The organism is Parasphingopyxis sp. CP4 (assembly GCF_013378055.1).
Lineage (GTDB): Bacteria > Pseudomonadota > Alphaproteobacteria > Sphingomonadales > Sphingomonadaceae > Parasphingopyxis.
This window is the reverse complement of the sequence record NZ_CP051130.1, coordinates 1245586-1265017: the sequence shown is the minus strand read 5'-3', so window position 1 is coordinate 1265017 and position 19432 is coordinate 1245586. Positions and strand designations below refer to the sequence as shown.

The window sequence follows — 19432 nt, the reverse complement described above, 5'->3', positions numbered from 1 at the left end:
TCCGTTAAATTTCGAAGTTGACCATTTTGGCCATGATGAACACACCAATGCCCATCCAGACGAGGCCACCAAGGCCTGCGATCATCAAACGCTCATCGACAAAGAACTCGCCCATATATCCCGGGTTGATCATCATGATCAGGCCAAAGACGATGAACGGCAGTGAGCCGACAATATAGGCCGAAGCCTTGGATTCGGCCGACATGGCCTTGATCTTGAGCTTCATCTGGCTGCGCTGGCGCAACACATTGGCGAGGTTTGACAGGGTCTCTGCCAAGTTACCGCCCGTTTCACGCTGGATTGCGAGTGTGATGCAGAAGAAGTTGAATTCGGGTGTGCCAAGACGCTTCGCCGTTTCCTCAAGCGCCTCGTCCATCGTCTGACCGATCTTCATCTTGTCGACGACATTTGCGAATTCGGTGCCAACGGGATCTGGAACTTCCTGCGAAACCACAGTCAGCGTCTCCGAAATCGGCAGACCAGACCGCAGGCCGCGAACCAGAAGTTCGATGGCATCGGGGAATTTCGAGTTAAATTTGTTGATCCGGCGCTTGATCAGGAACCCGACAACCATGTGCGGAAGGCCGAGGCCGGCAAAGGTGCCGAGCAGCAATCCCAGCAACAGCGGCAATCCCTGGAAATAGAGTAGCCCAGCGACCACGATGATGATCGCGACTACCGCCATCATATAATGGCTGAGTGTCCAGGTCGTGCCAGTTTGCGAGAGCCGTGTCCGCAGCATTTCCGGGCGCGGAATGAAGCGACCGGCAAAGCTGTCCATCCGCGTATCGCCCTTGGCGAGAATACGGTTCATCTGCGCTTCGGCGGAGATCTGGCTGGTAGCCGGCGCATGCCGCTGGCGCAGCGCACCAAGGCGCTTGGCCTGGGCTTTCTGCACATTTGGCCCTGCAAAGGCGAAATAGAGCATCAGCAGGAAGCCAAGCATCCCAGCAAACAGCAAGATCATCGGAATGAAGTTCATATTCCCGCTTTCCTATTTCCCCCAGATGCCCGCACAGGCGGGATCATCCGCATTAGGCGTTTTCGGTTGCTGTTTCTTTTTTCGACTTTTTCGAGATGAGTGCACCGAGACCGCCCAGCTTGCCCATCAGCGAGCCACCGGCTTCCGCCACTTCTTCGATCTCTTCGCCATCAACGCTCGAGACGCGTTCGGCCAGCTGGCGCAGTAGCGAGCCGGTCTTGTTCGAACCGCTAGCCTCAGCAAGGGTCTTGCCCAGCTTGGCAGCCTGAACCGCAGTCTTCTGATCAAACGGAATGACCATATCGATCTTGCGTTCGATTGACGCTTCGAAATCTTTCTTCGAGATTTCGAGCATGCCGCCGCCTGGTACCCGGTTTGCAACCAGGATAACCTTGGCCTGCGGTGCGTTCGACTTGAACCAGGACAGAAGGCGAATGGTGTCGCGCGTCGCTGCGAGCGTAAGCTCGGTAACGATAACCGCCCGATTCACATCGTTGAGCAGATGCGGATACTGGATCAGCGTCTGACGCGGAATGTCGATCATCGAGAGTTCAAAGGCGCTCCGCAATTCTTCCTCAAGCTGATAATAGGCGCTGCCATCGGTCAGCATGGGCTGATTGATCGGCGCTTCAGCCGACAATACAGCGAGCTTCTCATTGGCTTTGACCATGGCGCGTTCGATGAACAGGCCATCAATCCGGCTCGGATTCTCAATCGCGTCGATCAGGCCGCGTCCCGGCTCCAGGTCGAGCGCAAGCGCGTCCGTACCGAAGTGAACGTCAAGATCGAGCAGCGCCGTCAGGCGATTCTGTTCGGTACTGGCGAGCCAGGCAATCGAACTTGCAAGCGTCGATGCGCCAACGCCGCCACGTGTGCCGATAAAGGCGGTCATGACGTGCGGGCGATCCTGCTCGTCGCCGTCCGCATTGCGCGGGCCGGCAAGAATCATCTGTGCCTGAGTCAGGGCATCGCGGACCTGATCCGTGTTGAACGGCTTGAGGAGATAATCCTGGATACCGCTCGACAAGAGATCGCGGTACAGGCGAACGTCATTCACCTGGCCGGCAGCGATAACAATCGTACCCGGCTCGCAAACCTCTGCGAGGCTGTTGATGTCATTCAGCGGATCGCTGCTCTCCGACAGATCCACGAACAAGATGTTCGGGCTTGCCGATACAGACAGCGTCTGAACTGCATTTTGCAGACCGCCTTTATTGACTTTTTCCTGCGCCCAGCCGAGCTCGGTGGCAATCGGCTTGAGCAGTTCGGAAGTCTCGTCGTCGCAGACAAATGCCTGGAACGGATCACGAAGCGACGTGGAACCTGGGCTAAAAGGTGCGTTCATTATTCGCCTCCTGTCGTGGCTTCTTGTTGCAGACCGCCGGCGCCAGTCGGCTCCGAATCGCGGTAGACATCGATAGCGCGTGCCGAAACACGGGGATCACCCGCGGTACCGGCGCTCTGACCCTGGATCAGGTCGGCCGGATCAGCGACCATTCCCGCAAGGTTGCTATTGATTGAGCAGCCATAGTTGGACGTTGTCGAACCGGCATAATTCCAAACCGAATCGCGATCCCAGTTCGGGCAGTTCGGTACTTCGGCTTGCATGCGGCTGACGACAATACGCATCTGGCCTGCTGCGACCTGTCCGGCGGTAACCGGAGCGCGTTCGGCAATCAGCAAACCATAGCGACCGGCAATTTCGGCAACGGACGCGCGGCGGCCGGCCTGACCATAAGGGCTCGGATCGTCGATCGAAACGGTGTCGCCATATCCCAGCTCAAGGGCTTCGAACCAGTCGCTGAGACGGGCCTGTTCGCCATAGGACAGCGAATCGCCGCCCGCATTGACGTCAAACACATAGTCTGTGCGGCTGACAACCGGCTGGTTGATCGTGCTGAGCCCCTGGTTAACCGGGCCGCCTGCACAAGCTGACAGCGTGCCGGCTACGGCGAGAAGGGCGGAAGTGGCAAGAATGCGCATGATTATCTTCTCCAAAAAACGCTGATCTAGTCGTTGAACGAAAAGCCAGGTGCTGCACCGCTTGTTGAAGCGGCTTCAGCGGCGGGCTGTTGCGTTGCGGGAACCGGAACCTGACCAGCATCACCGGTCTGAATTCCAGGCTGAACCGTCGTCGGCGGAGCCATTGTCGGTCCCGGGCGGGTTGCACCCGATTCACCGCTAAACGTCCGGCCAAGGAACACACGTTCCAGATCGGAAGGCGAGCGATAGCCGTCGGTCGGCAGCGCGATCTGCGTCGCCGTTACCGGCTGAACCAGATATGGCGTCACGACGATGACAAGCTCGGTTTCCGAACGGCGCCAGCGGTTCGAGCGGAACAATGCACCAAGGATCGGAACATCGCTGAGACCCGGAGTGCCTTCGACTGTCGAGTTGTGATTATTCTGCAGCAGGCCGGCGATCATGAAGCTCTGGCCCGAACCCAGCTCAACCGTCGTCTCGGCGCGCCGAGTGGTCAGAGCAGGAACGGTGAAACCGTTGAGCGTGATTGCGCCATTATCCGAAAGTTCGGAAACTTCCGGACGCACCCGCATCGAAATCCGGCCATTGGCCAGAACGATCGGTGTAAAGGCGAGGCTGACACCGAATTCCTTATATTCGATCGAAACCGAACCAAGGCCCTGCGAAAGCGGGATCGGGAATTCGCCACCAGCGAGGAAGCTGGCGGTTTCACCCGAAAGTGCGGTCAGGTTAGGCTCGGCCAGCGTGGTCACGAGACCCTGCGATTCGGCAAGATCCAGTGCGCCGGCAATGTCGATACCAAACAGGCTGCCAAGACCGGCAAGCGTTGCCGAACCTTCACGACCGGTCACGGTTGTCGTGCCATCGGTCGAAGCCGTGCCACCAACAAATGTACCATTGCCGTTCGGCGCATATTGCGGGAACGCGTTACGACCGCGGGTAATACCGAACTGGAAACCGCTGGTGTTATCGAACGTAGCAATGTTCGCACCAATATCGCGGACAACCGAGCGGCTGACCTCTGCAATCCGCACTTGCAGATTGACGGTCAGCGGCGTGGCCGTGCGCAGACGGCTGACGACCTGCGTGCTGTCACCAACAAATGCCTGCACCAGCGACTGGGCTTCCTGTACATCGCTCGGCGATGCGACAGTGCCAGTCAGGAGAACCAGACCGTTCATCGGTGTGGCAACGATGGATGCTTCCGGCATGGCCAGCTGCAACATCGAAGAAACACTGTTGAGGTTCGTTCCGACGCGGACGGTGGTGGAGTAAACCACATTGCCGGCTGCGTTGGTTGCATAAACCGTGGTTTCGCCAGGCGCCTTACCGAAGACATAGAGCGCACGCGAGGAGCGAACCTGGACGTCAGCAACTTCGCTGTCGGCCACGAAGAGGTCGGTCATCGCACCGGGAAGGTTGATCAGCTGGCCACGGCCCACCGACAGGGTGAGGTCATTGGTTGGCTGAGGACGCGCGCCGGTTTGGGCGGTTGCTGGCTCGGCGATCGGAGCGCCAAGGCTCGCAACCATTGCCGCGGCTGCAACCGCAGCAAGGGCGCCGAAGCGTGTTTTACGATTAAAAGCCATCTTAGTTACCCCCAACAGGTACATGAGTGACGGAAGTGCCGCGTGCGACGCGAACTGCAGGTCCGTCCGGACGTTCCGAGGACTGGCCACCCGGGATCGGGTTGCCGGTTGCCGCAGCCAGCATGGCAGCAGCCATCTGAGCAGCGGTGCCACCTGGGCTGCTGTTATCGTTACCCTGGGCAGGAACCGTCCGGCGCTGGAAGCGCGAAACGTCTCCGCCTGTCACATAGGTTGTGTCGGTATCGCTCGGACGCTGGGCGACCTCGATGAGCATGCGGCGCTCGGCTTCCGGATCATTGCCTTCCGGCACTTCAATCTCACCGGCGGCGATTGCGCGCTCAAGCTCAGCCGTATTGTCGGCGATCGAGCGAAGCGAAAGCGAAAGCTGACCAATGGTCTGCGCAACGGCGATCTTTTCGGCGATGCGCGGTGTGGCTTCGACAGTTACGGTCGAAGAAACGCGAACTTCGCTCTGTCCTTCTTCGTTCGTTTCATTCGTGGTCCGTTGGTCGGTCGCCAGAATGCGAAGATTGCGAATAATGGTTTCCGAGGCTGCGAGGGCAGGGCCATCGCCACCACCTTCAACTTCCTGGGTCAGGACGAGGTCAACGCGGTCACCCGGGAATACAAAGCCGGCAACGCCCGACTGTGCTGAGACCGGTACGGTAACCGCGCGCATGCCCGGCCCGAGTGCTGCAGCCAGGAAGCCACGATCGCCCGGACGCACAAGCGAACCCTGGGTGATCGGCTGGCCGGCCGTAACATCATTGCGAACGACCGTACCGAGGAGATCCTCGATATTGGATTCGTTCCGGATGAAGTAGCTGCCTTCGATTAACTCTTCAGGCCAAGGCTGATAGCGGAAGCTTTCCTGGTTGATGATCGTGCCGACGGGCAGGGCGCGGGTGGCAACGAGTACCATCGGTCCTTCCGGTTCGGCTTGCTGAGCGACTGCGGTCGGCGTACTGCCGTCCACAAACATGCTCCGCGCCATAAAGGCGGTAACGGCTGCGACTAGCAGCGCGCCTACGAGCAAAATGACTTTACGTGCATCCATGACGGTCTTGCCTCCTGTCAGGCTTTTTCTTGGCCGATCAGTTCGTTACGGCCCCAATGGTTAAAATCCCGTTCATCACCACCCACAGACCGCCGATAGAAATGGCGATTCCGTAAGGAATTTCGGGCTTTTCAGAATTTTGGCTCATGCGGTGGTGAACCAACATTATTAAAGTGAGCAACCCACCGGATATCGCCATTACTATAAGCATTACAGGCAGTTGCATCGGCGTCATCCAAAGGGCGAGTGCGCCAATCATTTTCACATCGCCGCCGCCCATCGCGCCAATTGCGAAAGCGAAGGTAAAAAGAGCAAACAATGCTAATGCGAGGCCGAAAATAATCGTGATTTCCGGCCACAGCGAAAATCCGGCGGCCCACCAGTATAGTGGAGCGGTCAGTGCGATCGCAGCATTAAGCTTGTTTGGAATATCCCGGCGCAACCAGTCGCCCCAGGCCGCATACAGCAGCGCAGGCACGAGTAAGCCGATCGAAAAAAATGTTGCTGCCCCTGTCATAGGGGATGGCCCTAAGGCTTACTGCTTTCTAAACTGTAACCAGCAACTATGAAAAAAAACCAAGTTGATCGCCGTTCCTATCCCGATGGAATGATATTGGACCGCTGGAAGGCGCAGGATGGCTGGGACCACAGGCGTTGGACCTGGCCGGCTCCCTCCGATCGTCCGGTCCGCGGAAGTATGATTTTTCAGACCGGCCGCGGCGATATTTTCGAAAAATATCTCGAAAGCCTCACCGAATGGCATGAAGCGGGCTGGAATTTGACCGGCTTCGATTGGCGTGGTCAGTCCGGTTCCGGGCGCATGCTGACCGATCCGACCGTCGGCCATATTGAGAGCTTTGACATCTGGGTCGAGGATCTGGCTGATTTTGTGCGCGAATGGCGCGCTGAAACACCGGGTCCCCATGTGTTGGGAGCGCATTCCATGGGCGGCCATCTGGCAATGCGATACCTGATTGATCATCGACCTGGGCTGGATGGCGCGGTGTTCAGCGCACCGATGCTCAAGGTTGTGAGCAAGCCCTTGCCGGAACGGGTCGCGGCTTTCGTCGCGCGTATGTTTGTCCGCTTTGGTTTTGCCGATCAACATGCCTGGCAAGAGAATGAGCGGCCTTCGATTCCCGGTAGCTCCCGCCAGAAGCTGCTCACCCATGATTTTGAGCGCTATTCCGACGAAAATTGGTGGCTGCGCGAAAAGCCTGAACTCAAAATTGGTCCGCCCAGCTGGCAATGGCTTGCCGCGGCGTATAAATCCTCGGCAAAGATGTTCGCAAAGGACACATTTGAGCAGGTATCCACGCCGGTTTTGATCGTCGGCGCCAAGAAGGATCGATTGGTCAACGCTCGAGCGATAAAAACTGCCGCCGATCGCCTGGCTAATGCCCAGCTGATGATGCATGATTTTGCCGCCCATGAAGTCCTGCGCGAGCGAGACGATATGCGTGATATATTCATGGCGGAGATTTCGACTTTTCTGAACGCGCTGGTCCGCCCGGCCGGATGAGCTATGATTTCTTGATTATCGGGGCCGGTATTGCCGGTGCTAGCCTGGCTGCGGAACTCGCGGTCGATCACAAGGTCTTGCTACTCGAGGCAGAGGCGATGCCTGGCTATCATTCGACCGGGCGTTCGGCCGCTTTCTGGTCGGAAACTTATGGCGGGCCATTTGTGCAGCCTTTGACCACCGCTTCATATGATTTTCTGGCCAAGCCCGATCCTGATTTTTCGGATGCGCCGTTTCTGAGCCAGCGCGGCGCCTTGCATATCGCCGAACAATCGGGCCGTGCGGCCTTGGATGCGCTGGAAGGTGAGTTTGCAGGCAGCGGGGTAACGCTCGAAAAACTGTCCGGCGATGCGATCTCGCGGCGGTGTCCGGGAATTCGAGGCCATTGGGACCAGGCGCTTTGGGAGCCGACATGTTCCGACATTGATGTCGCCGGCCTCCATCAGTCCTATCTAGCAGCCGCCCGCAGGTCTGGCGCTGAACTGCGGTGCTCAGCGCCGGTCCAGCGCATCGAACCGGATCAACAGGGGTGGCGTGTTGAGGCGGCCGGTGAGGAGATAGAAGCGGCGATTGTGGTGAATGCCACGGGTGCCTGGGCGGATCAGGTCGCGCAGCTCGCGGGTGTCGAGCCAGTCGGCGTGACACCCTATCGACGCACGGTCATCCAATTGCGGACTGATCCGGCGGTTCCGCTTGATCTGCCGTTGGTCATCGATGTTGAGGGCCGTTTCTATTTCAAGGGAGAGAATGGCCGCCTCTGGCTGAGCCCGCATGACGAAACACCCAGCGAAGCCGGGGATGTTGCAGCGGAGGAACTGGACGTCGCGCTCGCCATCGACCGGTTCGAGAAGGCAATGGACTGGCACGTGCTCGGGATGGATCGGAAATGGGCGGGCCTTAGAAACTTCGCGCCGGATCGATTGCCGATCTATGGATTCGATCCTGATACGCCAAACTTCTTCTGGTGCGCTGGCCAAGGCGGCTTTGGTATCCAGACCGCACCGGCCGCTGCAAAACTGTGTCGAACATTGCTGCTGGATGAGACGCCGCCCGCTATAATTGATGGGGTTGAGCCGGAGCGATACTTGCCATCGCGCTTGCGCTGACGAGTTTGTGACAGTTTTGCGGCGTTCACCCTATGCCTGTCTCACTGTTTCGCCTATCGCAACAAAACCGACACACAGTTTAGGAGGCCCTGATGGCGCACAAATTTGAAATCTGGAAAGACAAGAAGGGCGAGTTCCGTGTTCGCTTCAAATATAATTCTGAAGTGATGTTCTCGACCGAAGGCTATTCCAGCAAGTCGAGCGCCAAGAACGCGATCAAGTCGATTCAGACCAAGGGTCCTGGCGCTGAAGTCGAAGACAATAGCTAGCGACTAGCGGCTTGCAGCGGCGACCGCTTCGGCGGCGTCGCTTGCAAGCTGGTCGGCGCGCTCATTGTCCGGGTGCCCGTCATGGCCTTTCACCCAGGCCCATTCGATATCATGCGGCTCGGCAGCATCGAGCAGGCGCTGCCAAAGGTCCGCATTCTTCACCGGCTTCTTGCCGGCCGTGCGCCAATTGTTGCGCATCCAGTTGTGGATCCACTTGGTGATCCCGTCTTTCACATAATTACTGTCGGTCGTCAGCCGTACGCGGCTGGACCGCTTGAGCGCGTTGAGCGCTTCGATTGCCGCGAGCAGCTCCATTCGGTTGTTGGTGGTGTCAGCTTCGGCGCCGGACAATTCCTTTTCATGCGCGCCATAGCGGATGATCGCACCCCATCCGCCGGGCCCCGGATTGCCTTTGCATGCGCCGTCCGTGAATATTTCGACCAGGCTCATGCGGCGAAGAGATCCGCATTTGCACCCCGGTAGAATTCGAGGCGGTTGAGAAAAGCGAGGGGGTCCTTGCGAGTAACCAGGGCATCGGGCGGCGTGTTGAGCCAATCCCATGCGCGGGTCAGCAGGAACCGCAAGGCTGCGCCTCGCGCAAGAATCGGCAGGGCGGCCCGTTCCGCTTCGGCCAATGCTGCATGCTGAGCATAGCCGGATATCAATGCTGATGACCGCTCGGCATCGAATCCGCGCCCGTCATCATCGAAACACCAGGCGGCATGGGTGACGGCCAGATCATAGGCCCGGATATCGGTGCAGGCGAAATAGAAGTCGATAATGCCGGTCACCTGATCATCGAGCATCAGGACATTGTCTGGGAATAGATCGGCGTGGATGGCTGATTGCGGGAGATCGTTGGGCCAATGCGCCTCAAGAAATGCGAGTTCTTCATCAACGGATGCGCGCATCCCGGGCGCGATATCGTCGAGTGCGGAGCCGCATTGATCGGCAAGACTGCGCCAGCCCGACAGTGAGAGAGTATTCGGGCGACGGTCTTCAAAATCGACGAGTGCCTGGTGGAGCTGCCCCAAAGCTGCGCCTGTCGCGAGTGCCTGGGCAGCGTTCGGTTCGCCGAGCGAGACTCCAGGCAGGAATGCGATCAGGCAGGCCGGGCGCCCTTCAACAGTCTGTATTTGGGTGCCGTTGCGATCGGCGATGGCGGGTGGGACGGGCTGCCCGCGCTCGGCGAGATGATCCAGGAGCTTGAGAAAGAAGGGGAGGTCGGCTGCATCAACCCGTTTCTCATACAAGGTCAATATGAAGCGATCCTGCGTCGTCTCGATCAGATAATTGCTGTTTTCGACGCCTTCGGCGATGCCCTTGGCCGACACCAGGGTGCCGACATCATAGCCGTCGAGCAGCGCGGAAATCCCCTCCGCAGATACATGTGTATAGACGGCCATGCGGAATCAGGCGGCTTCGAGGCCACGCGGCAGCTTGAACAGCATTTTTTCGCGCGTCGTTTCAACTTCGCGCTCTGTGACGTCAAATCTGTGACCCAGCGCTTCAACGACTTCACGCACGAGGATTTCGGGTGCCGATGCGCCAGCAGTGATGCCGAGCGTTTGAACATCTTCGAACCAGTCAAAATCTATTTCCGTGGCGCGCTGGATCAATCGCGCCGGTGTCCCTTGCCGCTCTGCGACTTCGACGAGGCGGACCGAGTTTGAACTATTGGGCGCACCAATCACCAGCATCGAGTCACAATTGGATGCAATGGCTTTGACTGCCTCCTGGCGATTCGAGGTCGCGTAACAGATATCTTCGCTGCGTGGCGCGTTGATCTGGGGAAAACGGCGGCGCAGGACCTGGATGATATCGACCGTATCGTCGACTGACAGTGTGGTTTGTGTCAGAAACCCAACATTGTCGGGATTCTCGACCACAACATTTTCAGCATCATCATGCGTTTCGACGAGGGTCATCGCCCCTTCCGGCACTTGGCCGAAGGTACCGACCACTTCGGGATGATCACGATGGCCGATGAACAGGATGTGCTGGCCCTTTTCGACCAAACGTTCCGCCTGACGATGCACCTTGGACACCAGCGGGCAGGTGGCATCAAGATATTCCAGGCCGCGTTCTTCCGCCTTGGCAGGGACCGCTTTCGGCACCCCATGGGCAGAGAAAACCACCGGTACATCGTCGGGAACCTCGTCCAGTTCCTCGACGAAAATCGCGCCCTGGTCCTTGAGCGCATCCACCACATAGCGGTTGTGCACGATCTCGTGCCGCACATAGACTGGCGCGCCATATTTTTCGATCGCAAGCTCTACGATCCGTATAGCACGATCGACGCCGGCGCAGAATCCGCGCGGTGCGGCAATCAAAAGCGTCAGTGCGGTTTTGCTGTTGTTCATACCCAGGCTCTTACGCGATTGCTTGCAGCGACGGAAGCCGCTTCCTATGAGGGGCCGGCATATTCGTGCACCGGTCGTTCGGTGCCCAAATAAGAGTAAGGATTTCGTTTGTGCGGAAATATGGAAATATCGCTTTGGTCGCCGCTATCGGCCTTGTCCTGGTGTCTTGTGGACGCCGCGATGTCATTAGCGCCGGCGAATCAGGTATCGGCCTGCTGGTGAATCGTACCGCATGCCCGGCCGTCGCAACGCCGGTGCATACGAACGAGATCACGATCTTCAATCCGCGGTCCAGCCGCGAGGCAAGCGCGATCGATGCAACGGCTGTGATCACCAATATTCGCAGCACGTGCAGCGACGCATCCGGGACGATCGACGCTGTCGCAAGCTTCGATGTCTACGCCCGGCGCACGGATCCACGTGGGGCGCGACAGATCGTGCTTCCGTATTTCGCAACCGTGCTGCGCGGCAATGGCCAGATCGTGTCCAAGGAAATTGGGCGGGTTGGTCTGAATTTTGCGGATGGAGAGTATCGGGCCAGCACGAATGGCCAGGCATCAACCAGCATTTCACGTGCGGCAGTGACCTTGCCGCCCGACGTCGAAGAACGCCTGACGCGCCGCCGCCGTCCAGGTGACACTGATGCTGCGCTCGACCCGATGGCTGATCCGACAGTGCGGGCCGCCGTCGACAATATCACCTTCGAACTTTTGATTGGCTTCCAGCTAGAGCCCGACCAGCTCGAATATAATGCTACCCGTTAGCGGTTATGGAGCCGCTTTCCGTTGAGGCTGTTCTAACCGGCAGGTCGCTCCCATTGCGGGGCGATGAGCTGAGTGCAATCCGCAAGGAACCCGAAGACGGCCCGATTGAGATCGGCATGCTGGGCTTGATTGGCGACGAGCAAGCCGATTTGCGCGTCCATGGTGGGCCCGACAAGGCGGTGCATCATTATCCGCGCGATCATTATGCTTTCTGGGAATCCCTCTCGCCCTTTCATTCCAAGCTCGATCATCCGGGTGCCTTTGGTGAGAATATAGCCGTTTCAGGCATGGTGGAGACCGAAGTCTGCATCGGTGATCGCTATCGGCTCGGAACCGCGTTGGTGGAAATCAGCCAGGGTCGTCAGCCATGCTGGAAGCAAGCCCATGTCATGGAATGGCCTGAGCTGGTGTCGTTGATGGTCAAGCATCACCTGTCCGGCTGGTATTATCGCGTGATTGAGCCCGGACGCGTCGCCGCAGGCGATACCATTGCCTTGGTCGATAGGCCGCATCCCGAATGGACGGTGGAGCGGGTCTTTGGCCTGCTCATAGGCGGCGGCGCGAAGGCCGATACCGACTCGACGCGAGCGCTTTGCGATCTTTCTGTGCTGGCCCAGGAGTGGCGCGCCAAGGCCCGCAAGCTCAGTTCAGCCTGATCTTTTGCGCCTGTCACCAGATAGGCGGGGTTCGCCGTTGACTCTCCTCGCGCTACGCGCCAATCGATAGTCATGCCGCCGTCGGGAAACCGGCGGATGGCCGCGCGGGAGAGAGTGTGCTTGCCACACCGCCGAAGGAGCAACCGCCCCGGAATCTCTCAGGCCAAAGGACCGCGCTGCCAATCGGTACTCTGGAAAGTGGATATGGGCGTTCCATGTCCCGCCGAAGGGGTAAGCCGTGCACTTAGGTACATGGTGAAAGCTCTCAGGCTTCCGTGACAGAGGGGGTGGGTCGGAAGCATTCCGGCCGTATCTGGTCACGGAGCAAATATGGGCGACGACACACAACTTCCTCTCGATAGCTGGCACAGGAGCCAAGGCGCCCGCATGGTCGGCTTTGCGGGCTATGACATGCCGATCCAATATGAAGGCATCATGGCCGAGCATCTTTGGACGCGGGACTCCGTCGGGCTGTTCGATGTCAGCCATATGGGCCAGGTGATTATCAGCGGTTCGAATGCCGCCCAGGCACTCGAAACGGTTCTACCCGGAGAGATTCAGAAACTGGGTGTTGAGCGCATGCGCTATTCGCTGCTGCTCGCGCCGGATGGCGGGATTGTCGATGATCTGATGATCACGCGCCTGGCTTATGCGGACCCGGAAAGCTGCGGGATGGCCGAAGGCGAGACGCCGCCGGACGACTGCGAATATTTCTATATGGTCGTCAATGGTGCGACCAAGCATGGCGATCTTGCCTATCTGCGTGAGACCTTGCCCGACCATATCTTCATCCATCACATGGAAGATCGCGCGCTGGTCGCATTGCAGGGTCCCAAGGCTGGTGAAGTGTTTGCCCGGCTCGTTCCGGAAAGCGCGGCGCTATATTTCATGCAGGCGGGTGGATTTACCTGGCATTCGGACGCTGGCGATATCGCGCTGTGGGCCAGCCGGTCCGGCTATACCGGTGAGGATGGATTCGAGATATCCGTCGCCGCCGAGCATGCTGAAACGCTCGCCGCTGCGCTTGTCGCGCATGAGGAAGTGCAGCCGATTGGCCTTGGCGCGCGCGATTCCCTGCGCCTGGAGGCCGGCCTGCCGCTCTATGGGCATGATATCGATACCGAGATCACGCCGGTTGAAGCCGATCTTGGCTTTGCGCTGTCCAAGCGTCGCCGTGAAGCCGCGGACTTTCCTGGTGCAGAGCGCATCCTGGCGCAGCGCGAAAACGGCCCCGAGCGCAAGCGTGTGGGGCTGGTTGTCGAAGGCCGCCAGCCGGTGCGCGAAGGTGCGATCGTTGTTGACGCCGATGGTGCACAGATTGGCACGGTGACCAGCGGTGGCTTCTCGCCGACGCTCCAACAGCCGATCGCCATGGCCTATGTGCCAGCTGATCTTAGCGCCCCGGACACCGTAATCACGATCGAACAGCGCAAAAAACCATTCACCGGCACGGTCACGCCGATGCCGTTCGTTCCGCAAAATTATCACAGACCGCCAAAAGCATAGGGGAGACCGCGATGGCCCGTTTTTTCACCGAAGAGCATGAATGGATTGATGTCGATGGCGACCATGCGACGATCGGGATTACCGATTATGCGCAGGAACAGCTTGGCGATATCGTGTTTATCGAAGTGCCGGAAAGCGGCTCGATGCTGGAACAGGGCGGCGAAGCGGCCGTTGTGGAATCGGTCAAGGCCGCGAGCGATGTCTATGCGCCAGTCTCTGGCGAAGTCACCGAGGGTAATGACGCGCTCGAAGATGAGCCGGCTCTCGTCAACACATCGCCCGAAGAGGAAGGCTGGTTCTTCCGCATGACGCTGAGCGACACGAGCCAGCTCGAAGGGTTGATGGATGCCAAAGCCTATAAGGCGTTTGTCGATAGCCTATAGCCGCTGGCCCTAGCGCCACGACGGAGAATAAAATGCGTTACCTGCCGCTTGAACCTTCTGACCGCCTGGCCATGCTGGCCAAGATCGGTGCGCCTGATATCGATGCCTTGTTTGCCGATGTGCCCGAAGAGGCGCGGCTCGACGGGGCGATCCGGGATTTGCCCAATCATGCGTCGGAAATGGCGGTGGATGCGGAGTTTCGCCGGATGGCGCGACGCAACAGCGCAGCGGCGGACATGCCCTTCTTTCTCGGCTGCGGTGCCTATCGCCATCATGTGCCGGCGAGCGTCGATCACCTGATCCAGCGCGGCGAGTTCCTGACGGCCTATACGCCATACCAGCCGGAAATCGCGCAAGGCACGTTGCAGATGCTGTTCGAATTTCAGACGCAGGTTGCGCGCCTGTTCGGTACCGATGTCGCCAATGCGTCCATGTATGACGGCTCAACCGCCTGTTGGGAGGCGATCGTCATGGCGCGGCGGATCACGAAACGGGGCAGGGCGATCCTCTCATCGGGCCTGCATCCGCATTATGTATCGGTTGCCAAGACGATGGCGCGCTTCACCAAGGATGAGCTGGTGCATGAAGCGCCAACGCTCGTCGCCAATGGTGATACGACCGACCTGCTCGATCAGATCGATGACGAAACAAGCTGCGTGGTCGTGCAATATCCCGATATATTGGGCCGGATAGCGGACATGTCCGATCTGGCGGCCAAGGCGCATGCGCACAAGGCCTTGCTGATTGCCGTGGTGACCGAGCCCGTCTCCCTTGGGGCCTTGACGCCACCGGGTGAAATGGGCGCCGATATCGTCGTCGGCGAGGGCCAGTCGATCGGCGTCGGACTGAACTTTGGCGGGCCCTATGTGGGTCTGTTCGGATGCAGCCAGAAATATGTCCGGCAGATGCCTGGGCGGCTGTGCGGTGAGACGCAGGATGCCGAAGGCAAGCGTGGCTATGTGCTCACGCTTTCGACCCGTGAACAGCATATTCGTCGCGAAAAGGCTACATCGAATATATGCACAAATTCAGGGCTTTGTGCGCTGGCTTTCTCAATTCATATGACCTTGCTCGGCGAAGCAGGATTGCGTCAGCTGGCGACGATCAATCACGCCCGCGCCGTGCGCGCCGCCGATCGCTTGGCACAGGTGCCGGGTGTCGAGGTTATCAATGACAGCTTCTTCAATGAGTTCACCATTAGCCTGCCATGTCCGGCGCGTCGGATCGTGCGCAAGCTCGCCGATGAGAAGATCCTGGCGGGGGTTGCTTTGAATCGCCTCTATCCGGGGGAAACGGAACTGGCGAATGGCCTCGTCATTGCCGTGACCGAAACCACCAGCGATGCCGATGTCGATAAGCTCGCAGATGCTCTCCAAGCCGCTGTCGAGGCCGAAGGACAGGGAGAGGCGGCATGAGCATGAACAATCAAGGCCGCCCGAGCCAGCCGCAGGATGCGCAGGGTACGACAGACACATTTACCGGCAACCGCGCGCTGATGCTCGACGAACCACTGATCTTCGAGATCGGCACGACCGAAGAAACCGGCGTCGATTTTGACGAGCGACCGGATGCCAAGAAACGGCTTGGCGGGCTCGAGCGCAATCGACCGATTGGCCTTGCTGGCCTGTCCGAACCACAGACCGTGCGCCATTATACTCGCCTGTCGCGGATGAACTATGCGATCGATCTCGGCCTGTTTCCGCTTGGCTCTTGCACGATGAAGCATAATCCGCGGCTCAATGAGCGCGTGGCCCGGATGAAGGGCTTTGCCGATATCCATCCGCTGCAACCGGTTGAAACGGTGCAGGGTGCGCTCGAAGTGATCCACCAACTGGGCGAATGGCTATGCAAGCTGACCGGCATGCCAGCGGTCGCGATGAGCCCCAAGGCCGGTGCGCATGGTGAGCTGTGCGGGATCCTCGCGATTCGATCGGCGCTGGAAGCGCGCGGTGATGCGCGTGAAGTGATCCTGGTACCGGAAAGCGCGCATGGCACGAACCCGGCGACTGCGGCCTTTGCCGGTTATCGGGTCGAGGATATTCCGGCAACGCCCGAAGGCCGGGTGGATCTTGCGGCGCTGGAAGAACGGCTGGGGCCGGACGTTGCCGGTGTGATGATCACCAACCCCAATACCTGCGGCCTGTTCGAACCGGATATGAAGCGGATCTCGGATGCCGTGCATGCGGCGGGCGGTCTGGTCTATTGCGATGGCGCGAATTTCAACGCAATTGTCGGCCGGGTGCGGCCGGGCGATCTTGGTGTCGATGCCATGCATATCAACCTGCACAAAACCTTCTCCACCCCGCATGGCGGCGGTGGACCGGGGTCCGGCCCAGTGGTCTTCTCCGAAGCCCTTGCACCATATGCACCACTGCCATTCGTCGAGGAACGCGACAGGCATTTCGTGCTGGTTGAAGAGGAAAATGCCGAAGATCATCACGAATCCAGCTTTGGCCGGATGGTCGCCTTTCACGGCCAGATGGGCATGTTCACGCGGGCGCTCGCCTATATGATGAGCCATGGTACGGACGGTCTGAAGCAAGTGGCCGAAGATGCCGTGCTCAATGCCAACTATCTGTTACGCAGTCTGGAAGATGTCCTGGACGCACCGTTCGGGGCGAGCGGTCCGTGCATGCATGAGGCGCTATTCTCCGACAAAGGATTTGCCGAGGGGATGACGACGCTCGATCTTGCCAAGGGGCTCATCGACGAAGGCTATCATCCGATGACGATGTATTTCCCGCTCGTTGTTCATGGCGCGATGCTGGTGGAGCCGACGGAAACCGAATCCCGCGAGGCTCTGGATGAGTTTATCGGGGCGCTGCGTTCGGTGGTTGAGCGTGCCAAGGCCGGCGATGAAACGCTGCACGCCGCGCCGGTTCATGCGCCGCGGCGACGGCTGGATGAAACCGGGGCCGCGCGTAAGCCAATCCTCGTATGGAAAGAGCCCGACCAGGCCGAAGCCGCCGAATAGTCAGATCCAGCGACGGACTTTCTGGCAATAGTCGTCATACGCTTCGCCAAAGGTGGACCGCAGATAGCGTTCTTCCTTGGCGATCACGGACCGGTCGATGAGGATGATCGCAACCGGTACGAGAATAAGCACCGCAATGCTTGGCCACCAGAGCCCGAAGCCGAGCTGGATGAGTGCCATGCCCAGATACATGGGATTGCGCGTGAAGCGGTAGGGGCCTGTCGCAATGATTGTGGCGCTTGGCGTCCAGGGTTCAGGATTCTCGCCAGCCTTGCGAAACAGGCCGATGGCAGAGGCGATCAGCGCTAGCCCAGCGATCACCAGCGCGAGTCCGGCCCAGCCAACCGGTTGCGGAATGACGAGGGACGGCAGCGTAACAAATCGATCTGCGGCGAGGCCCAGCAGAATGAAGCCGATAAACACAAGCGGCGGAGGAAAGCGCACATTGGGCCGTGCTTCGTCCTGATTGGTTTCCGGCATCGGTCTGACCTCCGTTTCTGCGCTCCGTCGTGTCCGTGCGGTCTATCGTCCGCCAGGCCCGGTGCCAATGGTGCCGGCACGCCCGCAATCAAGCTCGAGATCAACGGCTTGCCATTTGAGCGCCTTACCGCCAGAGCAGCGGGCGGGGGGCAGGAGGCAATATATGATCCAGCGGCTAACGAGCCTGTTCGCCCTGTGGACCGTGTTGGGTACGGCATGGGCCTGGTTTATTCCCGAACATTTTCTGTGGGTTGTCGATGGGCGCTTTCGGCCTTTCGGCCAGCCTTTGGTGAGCGTTTTGCTCGGTGTTATCATGCTCGGCATGGGGCTCACGCTCTCATTCGATGATTTCAAGCGGATCGCGAAAATCCCCAAATGCGTGGCGGCGGGTGTCGCGCTCCAATTTACGGTCATGCCGCTGGCGGGAATAGCGCTAGCATCGGGTTTCGCGTTGGAGACAGGACTGGCGGTCGGACTCATTCTGGTGGCTTGCTGTCCGGGCGGAACCGCATCCAATGTCGTCGCCTATCTCGCCCGTGCCAATCTGGCGCTCTCGGTGACGATGACGATGGCATCGACGCTGATAGCAGTGATCGCCACTCCCATACTCACCGGTTGGTTGGCCGGAAAATATGTCGAGATTGATCGCTGGAACCTGTTTGTAAACATGGTCTCGATCGTTCTGATCCCGGTCATCGTCGGCGTGTTCCTCAATCGCTATCTGCCGCGATTGACGGCCAAGGTCTCGATCGTTTCTCCGCTCGCTTCGGTGCTGGTCGTGGTGCTGATCGTCGGCGGGATCATTGCCGCGTCCAAACCGCTGATCGAAACGCATTTCGGCGTTCTGCTGCTCGCCGTGCTGTTGCTGCATGTGTTCGGCTTTGGACTCGGCTATCTGATCACCAAGGCGCTCGGTTTCGGCGCGGAGGAACGGCGCACGATCAGCATCGAAGTCGGCATGCAGAATAGCGGTCTCGGATCGAGCCTTGCCTCGACACCGGGTTTTGCCGCGCAGTTCGCAACGCCGATGCAGGCCGCTCTGGCGCCGGTCCCGAGTGCGATCTCTGCCGTCTATCATGTCGTGATCGGCAGCTTCCTTGCCGCGATCTGGCGCCGCCAGCCGACCGAGCCGGAGGATGGCAAGGCAATGCCGGCGACCGCAAATCCGTGACGAATGCTGATGCCAAACGCCATGCGCCAGCCACGCTGCGCAATCGGGCGGCAATCACTGATGTGTTGCGCGAGGTGCTTCCAGCCCAGGGGATGATCCTCGAGATTGCCAGCGGATCTGGTGAGCATGTGGTGCATTTCGCTGATCGGTTTCCGGATATCCAGTGGCAACCGAGCGATCCGGAACCGACGGCCCTGGCATCAATCGCCTCCTGGGCGGAGGATAGCGGGCTTACCAATATTGCCCCGCCATTGGCGCTCGACGCCAGCGCGACGCACTGGCCGGTCCAGTCGGTCGATGCCATATTGTGCATCAATATGATCCATATCAGCCCCTGGTCGGCCACGCAGGGATTGATGAGTGGCGCCAGCCAGCATCTGCCGGATGAAGCGCCACTGTTCGTCTATGGCCCGTTTCGCAGGGCGGGGACGCAGACCGCGCCAAGCAACGAAGCCTTTGATGAATCGCTGCGCAGCCGGAACCCGGATTGGGGTTTGCGGGACCTTGAAGCGGTCGAAGCATTGGCTAGCGAGATGGATCTTTCGCTCGAGAGGGTGGTCGAAATGCCGGCCAACAACCTGTCTGTGGTGTTTCGGAAGAGCGGCCAAAGCTGAATCAACTAACCGG

21 protein-coding genes and 1 riboswitch are annotated in these 19432 nt (G+C 59.2%); of the genes, 11 read left to right on the top strand and 10 right to left on the bottom strand.

The genetic code is table 11. The features are described 5' to 3' along the window. Window positions 1-4: 4 nt before the first annotated feature. Genes HFP51_RS06115 through HFP51_RS06090 form a run of 6 tightly spaced genes read right to left on the bottom strand, consistent with a single transcriptional unit; the run spans window position 5 to window position 6128 of the window. Window positions 5-982: a type II secretion system F family protein gene (locus HFP51_RS06115; RefSeq protein ID WP_176874845.1), complete on the bottom strand. Its 978-nt coding sequence runs from the start codon at window positions 980-982 to the stop codon at window positions 5-7. A gap of 52 nt (window positions 983-1034) precedes the next feature. Further along, window positions 1035-2327, bottom strand: a complete 1293-nt coding sequence (locus HFP51_RS06110; RefSeq protein WP_176874844.1) for a pilus assembly protein CpaE — start codon at window positions 2325-2327, stop codon at window positions 1035-1037. Then, window positions 2327-2965 (bottom strand): CpaD family pilus assembly lipoprotein, encoded by a 639-nt coding sequence (locus HFP51_RS06105; RefSeq protein ID WP_176874843.1) that lies wholly within the window; start codon window positions 2963-2965, stop codon window positions 2327-2329. The genes HFP51_RS06110 and HFP51_RS06105 overlap by 1 nt, the downstream gene beginning before the upstream one ends. A 26-nt stretch (window positions 2966-2991) precedes the next feature. Further along, a complete protein-coding gene (locus HFP51_RS06100) occupies window positions 2992-4554 on the bottom strand; it encodes a type II and III secretion system protein family protein (RefSeq protein ID WP_176874842.1) in 1563 nt (520 codons plus the stop codon). A gap of 1 nt (window position 4555) precedes the next feature. Further along, window positions 4556-5611, bottom strand: a complete 1056-nt coding sequence (gene cpaB, locus HFP51_RS06095) for a Flp pilus assembly protein CpaB (RefSeq protein ID WP_176874841.1) — start codon at window positions 5609-5611, stop codon at window positions 4556-4558. A gap of 37 nt (window positions 5612-5648) precedes the next feature. Next, window positions 5649-6128 carry a prepilin peptidase gene (locus HFP51_RS06090; RefSeq protein ID WP_176874840.1) on the bottom strand — a complete coding sequence of 160 codons (480 nt, stop codon included), beginning with the start codon at window positions 6126-6128 and terminating at the stop codon, window positions 5649-5651. A gap of 180 nt (window positions 6129-6308) precedes the next feature. Between HFP51_RS06090 and HFP51_RS06085 the strand changes: the two genes are divergently transcribed. From HFP51_RS06085 to HFP51_RS06075, 3 genes are all read left to right on the top strand, one after another. Then, complete coding sequence (locus tag HFP51_RS06085; RefSeq protein ID WP_255454915.1) at window positions 6309-7133, top strand: alpha/beta fold hydrolase; 825 nt, start codon at window positions 6309-6311, stop codon at window positions 7131-7133. After that, the gene (locus HFP51_RS06080) at window positions 7130-8239 is read left to right on the top strand and encodes an FAD-binding oxidoreductase (RefSeq protein WP_176874838.1); all 1110 of its coding nucleotides are present in this window, start codon (window positions 7130-7132) and stop codon (window positions 8237-8239) included. Before HFP51_RS06085 ends, HFP51_RS06080 begins: the two co-directional genes overlap by 4 nt. 92 nt (window positions 8240-8331) lie before the next feature. After that, entirely contained in the window at window positions 8332-8508 is a 177-nt protein-coding gene (locus tag HFP51_RS06075) for a DUF1508 domain-containing protein (RefSeq protein ID WP_176874837.1), read from the top strand. A 3-nt stretch (window positions 8509-8511) separates the two neighbouring features. Here HFP51_RS06075 and rnhA read toward each other — a convergent pair whose 3' ends face one another. Genes rnhA through ispH form a run of 3 tightly spaced genes read right to left on the bottom strand, consistent with a single transcriptional unit; the run spans window position 8512 to window position 10871 of the window. Further along, on the bottom strand, window positions 8512-8958 hold the full coding sequence (rnhA, locus tag HFP51_RS06070) for a ribonuclease HI (RefSeq protein WP_176874836.1): 447 nt from the start codon (window positions 8956-8958) through the stop codon (window positions 8512-8514). Beyond that, window positions 8955-9914, bottom strand: coding sequence for a homoserine kinase (thrB, locus tag HFP51_RS06065; RefSeq protein ID WP_176874835.1), 960 nt, complete (start codon window positions 9912-9914; stop codon window positions 8955-8957). Before thrB ends, rnhA begins: the two co-directional genes overlap by 4 nt. Before the next feature lie 6 nt (window positions 9915-9920). Beyond that, complete coding sequence (gene ispH / locus HFP51_RS06060) at window positions 9921-10871, bottom strand: 4-hydroxy-3-methylbut-2-enyl diphosphate reductase (RefSeq protein WP_176874834.1); 951 nt, start codon at window positions 10869-10871, stop codon at window positions 9921-9923. Window positions 10872-10981: 110 nt separating this feature from the next. On the opposite strand from ispH, the gene HFP51_RS06055 reads away from it, so the two are divergent. From HFP51_RS06055 to gcvPB, 6 genes are all read left to right on the top strand, one after another. Continuing rightward, window positions 10982-11635: a hypothetical protein gene (locus HFP51_RS06055; protein WP_176874833.1), complete on the top strand. Its 654-nt coding sequence runs from the start codon at window positions 10982-10984 to the stop codon at window positions 11633-11635. Between the two features lie 5 nt (window positions 11636-11640). Continuing rightward, window positions 11641-12291, top strand: a complete 651-nt coding sequence (locus tag HFP51_RS06050; protein ID WP_176874832.1) for an MOSC domain-containing protein — start codon at window positions 11641-11643, stop codon at window positions 12289-12291. Between the two features lie 95 nt (window positions 12292-12386). Next, window positions 12387-12475, top strand: a riboswitch (glycine riboswitch). Between the two features lie 146 nt (window positions 12476-12621). After that, window positions 12622-13797 carry a glycine cleavage system aminomethyltransferase GcvT gene (gene gcvT, locus HFP51_RS06045; RefSeq protein WP_176874831.1) on the top strand — a complete coding sequence of 392 codons (1176 nt, stop codon included), beginning with the start codon at window positions 12622-12624 and terminating at the stop codon, window positions 13795-13797. A gap of 11 nt (window positions 13798-13808) precedes the next feature. Next, the gene (gcvH, locus tag HFP51_RS06040; protein ID WP_176874830.1) at window positions 13809-14180 is read left to right on the top strand and encodes a glycine cleavage system protein GcvH; all 372 of its coding nucleotides are present in this window, start codon (window positions 13809-13811) and stop codon (window positions 14178-14180) included. 32 nt (window positions 14181-14212) lie between these two features. Further along, window positions 14213-15595 carry an aminomethyl-transferring glycine dehydrogenase subunit GcvPA gene (gcvPA, locus tag HFP51_RS06035; RefSeq protein ID WP_176874829.1) on the top strand — a complete coding sequence of 461 codons (1383 nt, stop codon included), beginning with the start codon at window positions 14213-14215 and terminating at the stop codon, window positions 15593-15595. Continuing rightward, window positions 15592-17154 carry an aminomethyl-transferring glycine dehydrogenase subunit GcvPB gene (gene gcvPB, locus HFP51_RS06030; RefSeq protein WP_176874828.1) on the top strand — a complete coding sequence of 521 codons (1563 nt, stop codon included), beginning with the start codon at window positions 15592-15594 and terminating at the stop codon, window positions 17152-17154. Before gcvPA ends, gcvPB begins: the two co-directional genes overlap by 4 nt. Here gcvPB and HFP51_RS06025 read toward each other — a convergent pair whose 3' ends face one another. After that, window positions 17155-17634 carry an isoprenylcysteine carboxylmethyltransferase family protein gene (locus HFP51_RS06025; RefSeq protein WP_176874827.1) on the bottom strand — a complete coding sequence of 160 codons (480 nt, stop codon included), beginning with the start codon at window positions 17632-17634 and terminating at the stop codon, window positions 17155-17157. Between the two features lie 163 nt (window positions 17635-17797). Between HFP51_RS06025 and HFP51_RS06020 the strand changes: the two genes are divergently transcribed. Both HFP51_RS06020 and HFP51_RS06015 read left to right on the top strand, forming a co-directional pair. Next, window positions 17798-18805: a bile acid:sodium symporter family protein gene (locus HFP51_RS06020; RefSeq protein ID WP_176874826.1), complete on the top strand. Its 1008-nt coding sequence runs from the start codon at window positions 17798-17800 to the stop codon at window positions 18803-18805. Continuing rightward, entirely contained in the window at window positions 18802-19419 is a 618-nt protein-coding gene (locus tag HFP51_RS06015) for a DUF938 domain-containing protein (protein WP_176874825.1), read from the top strand. Before HFP51_RS06020 ends, HFP51_RS06015 begins: the two co-directional genes overlap by 4 nt. The last annotated feature ends 13 nt before the right edge of the window (window positions 19420-19432 follow it).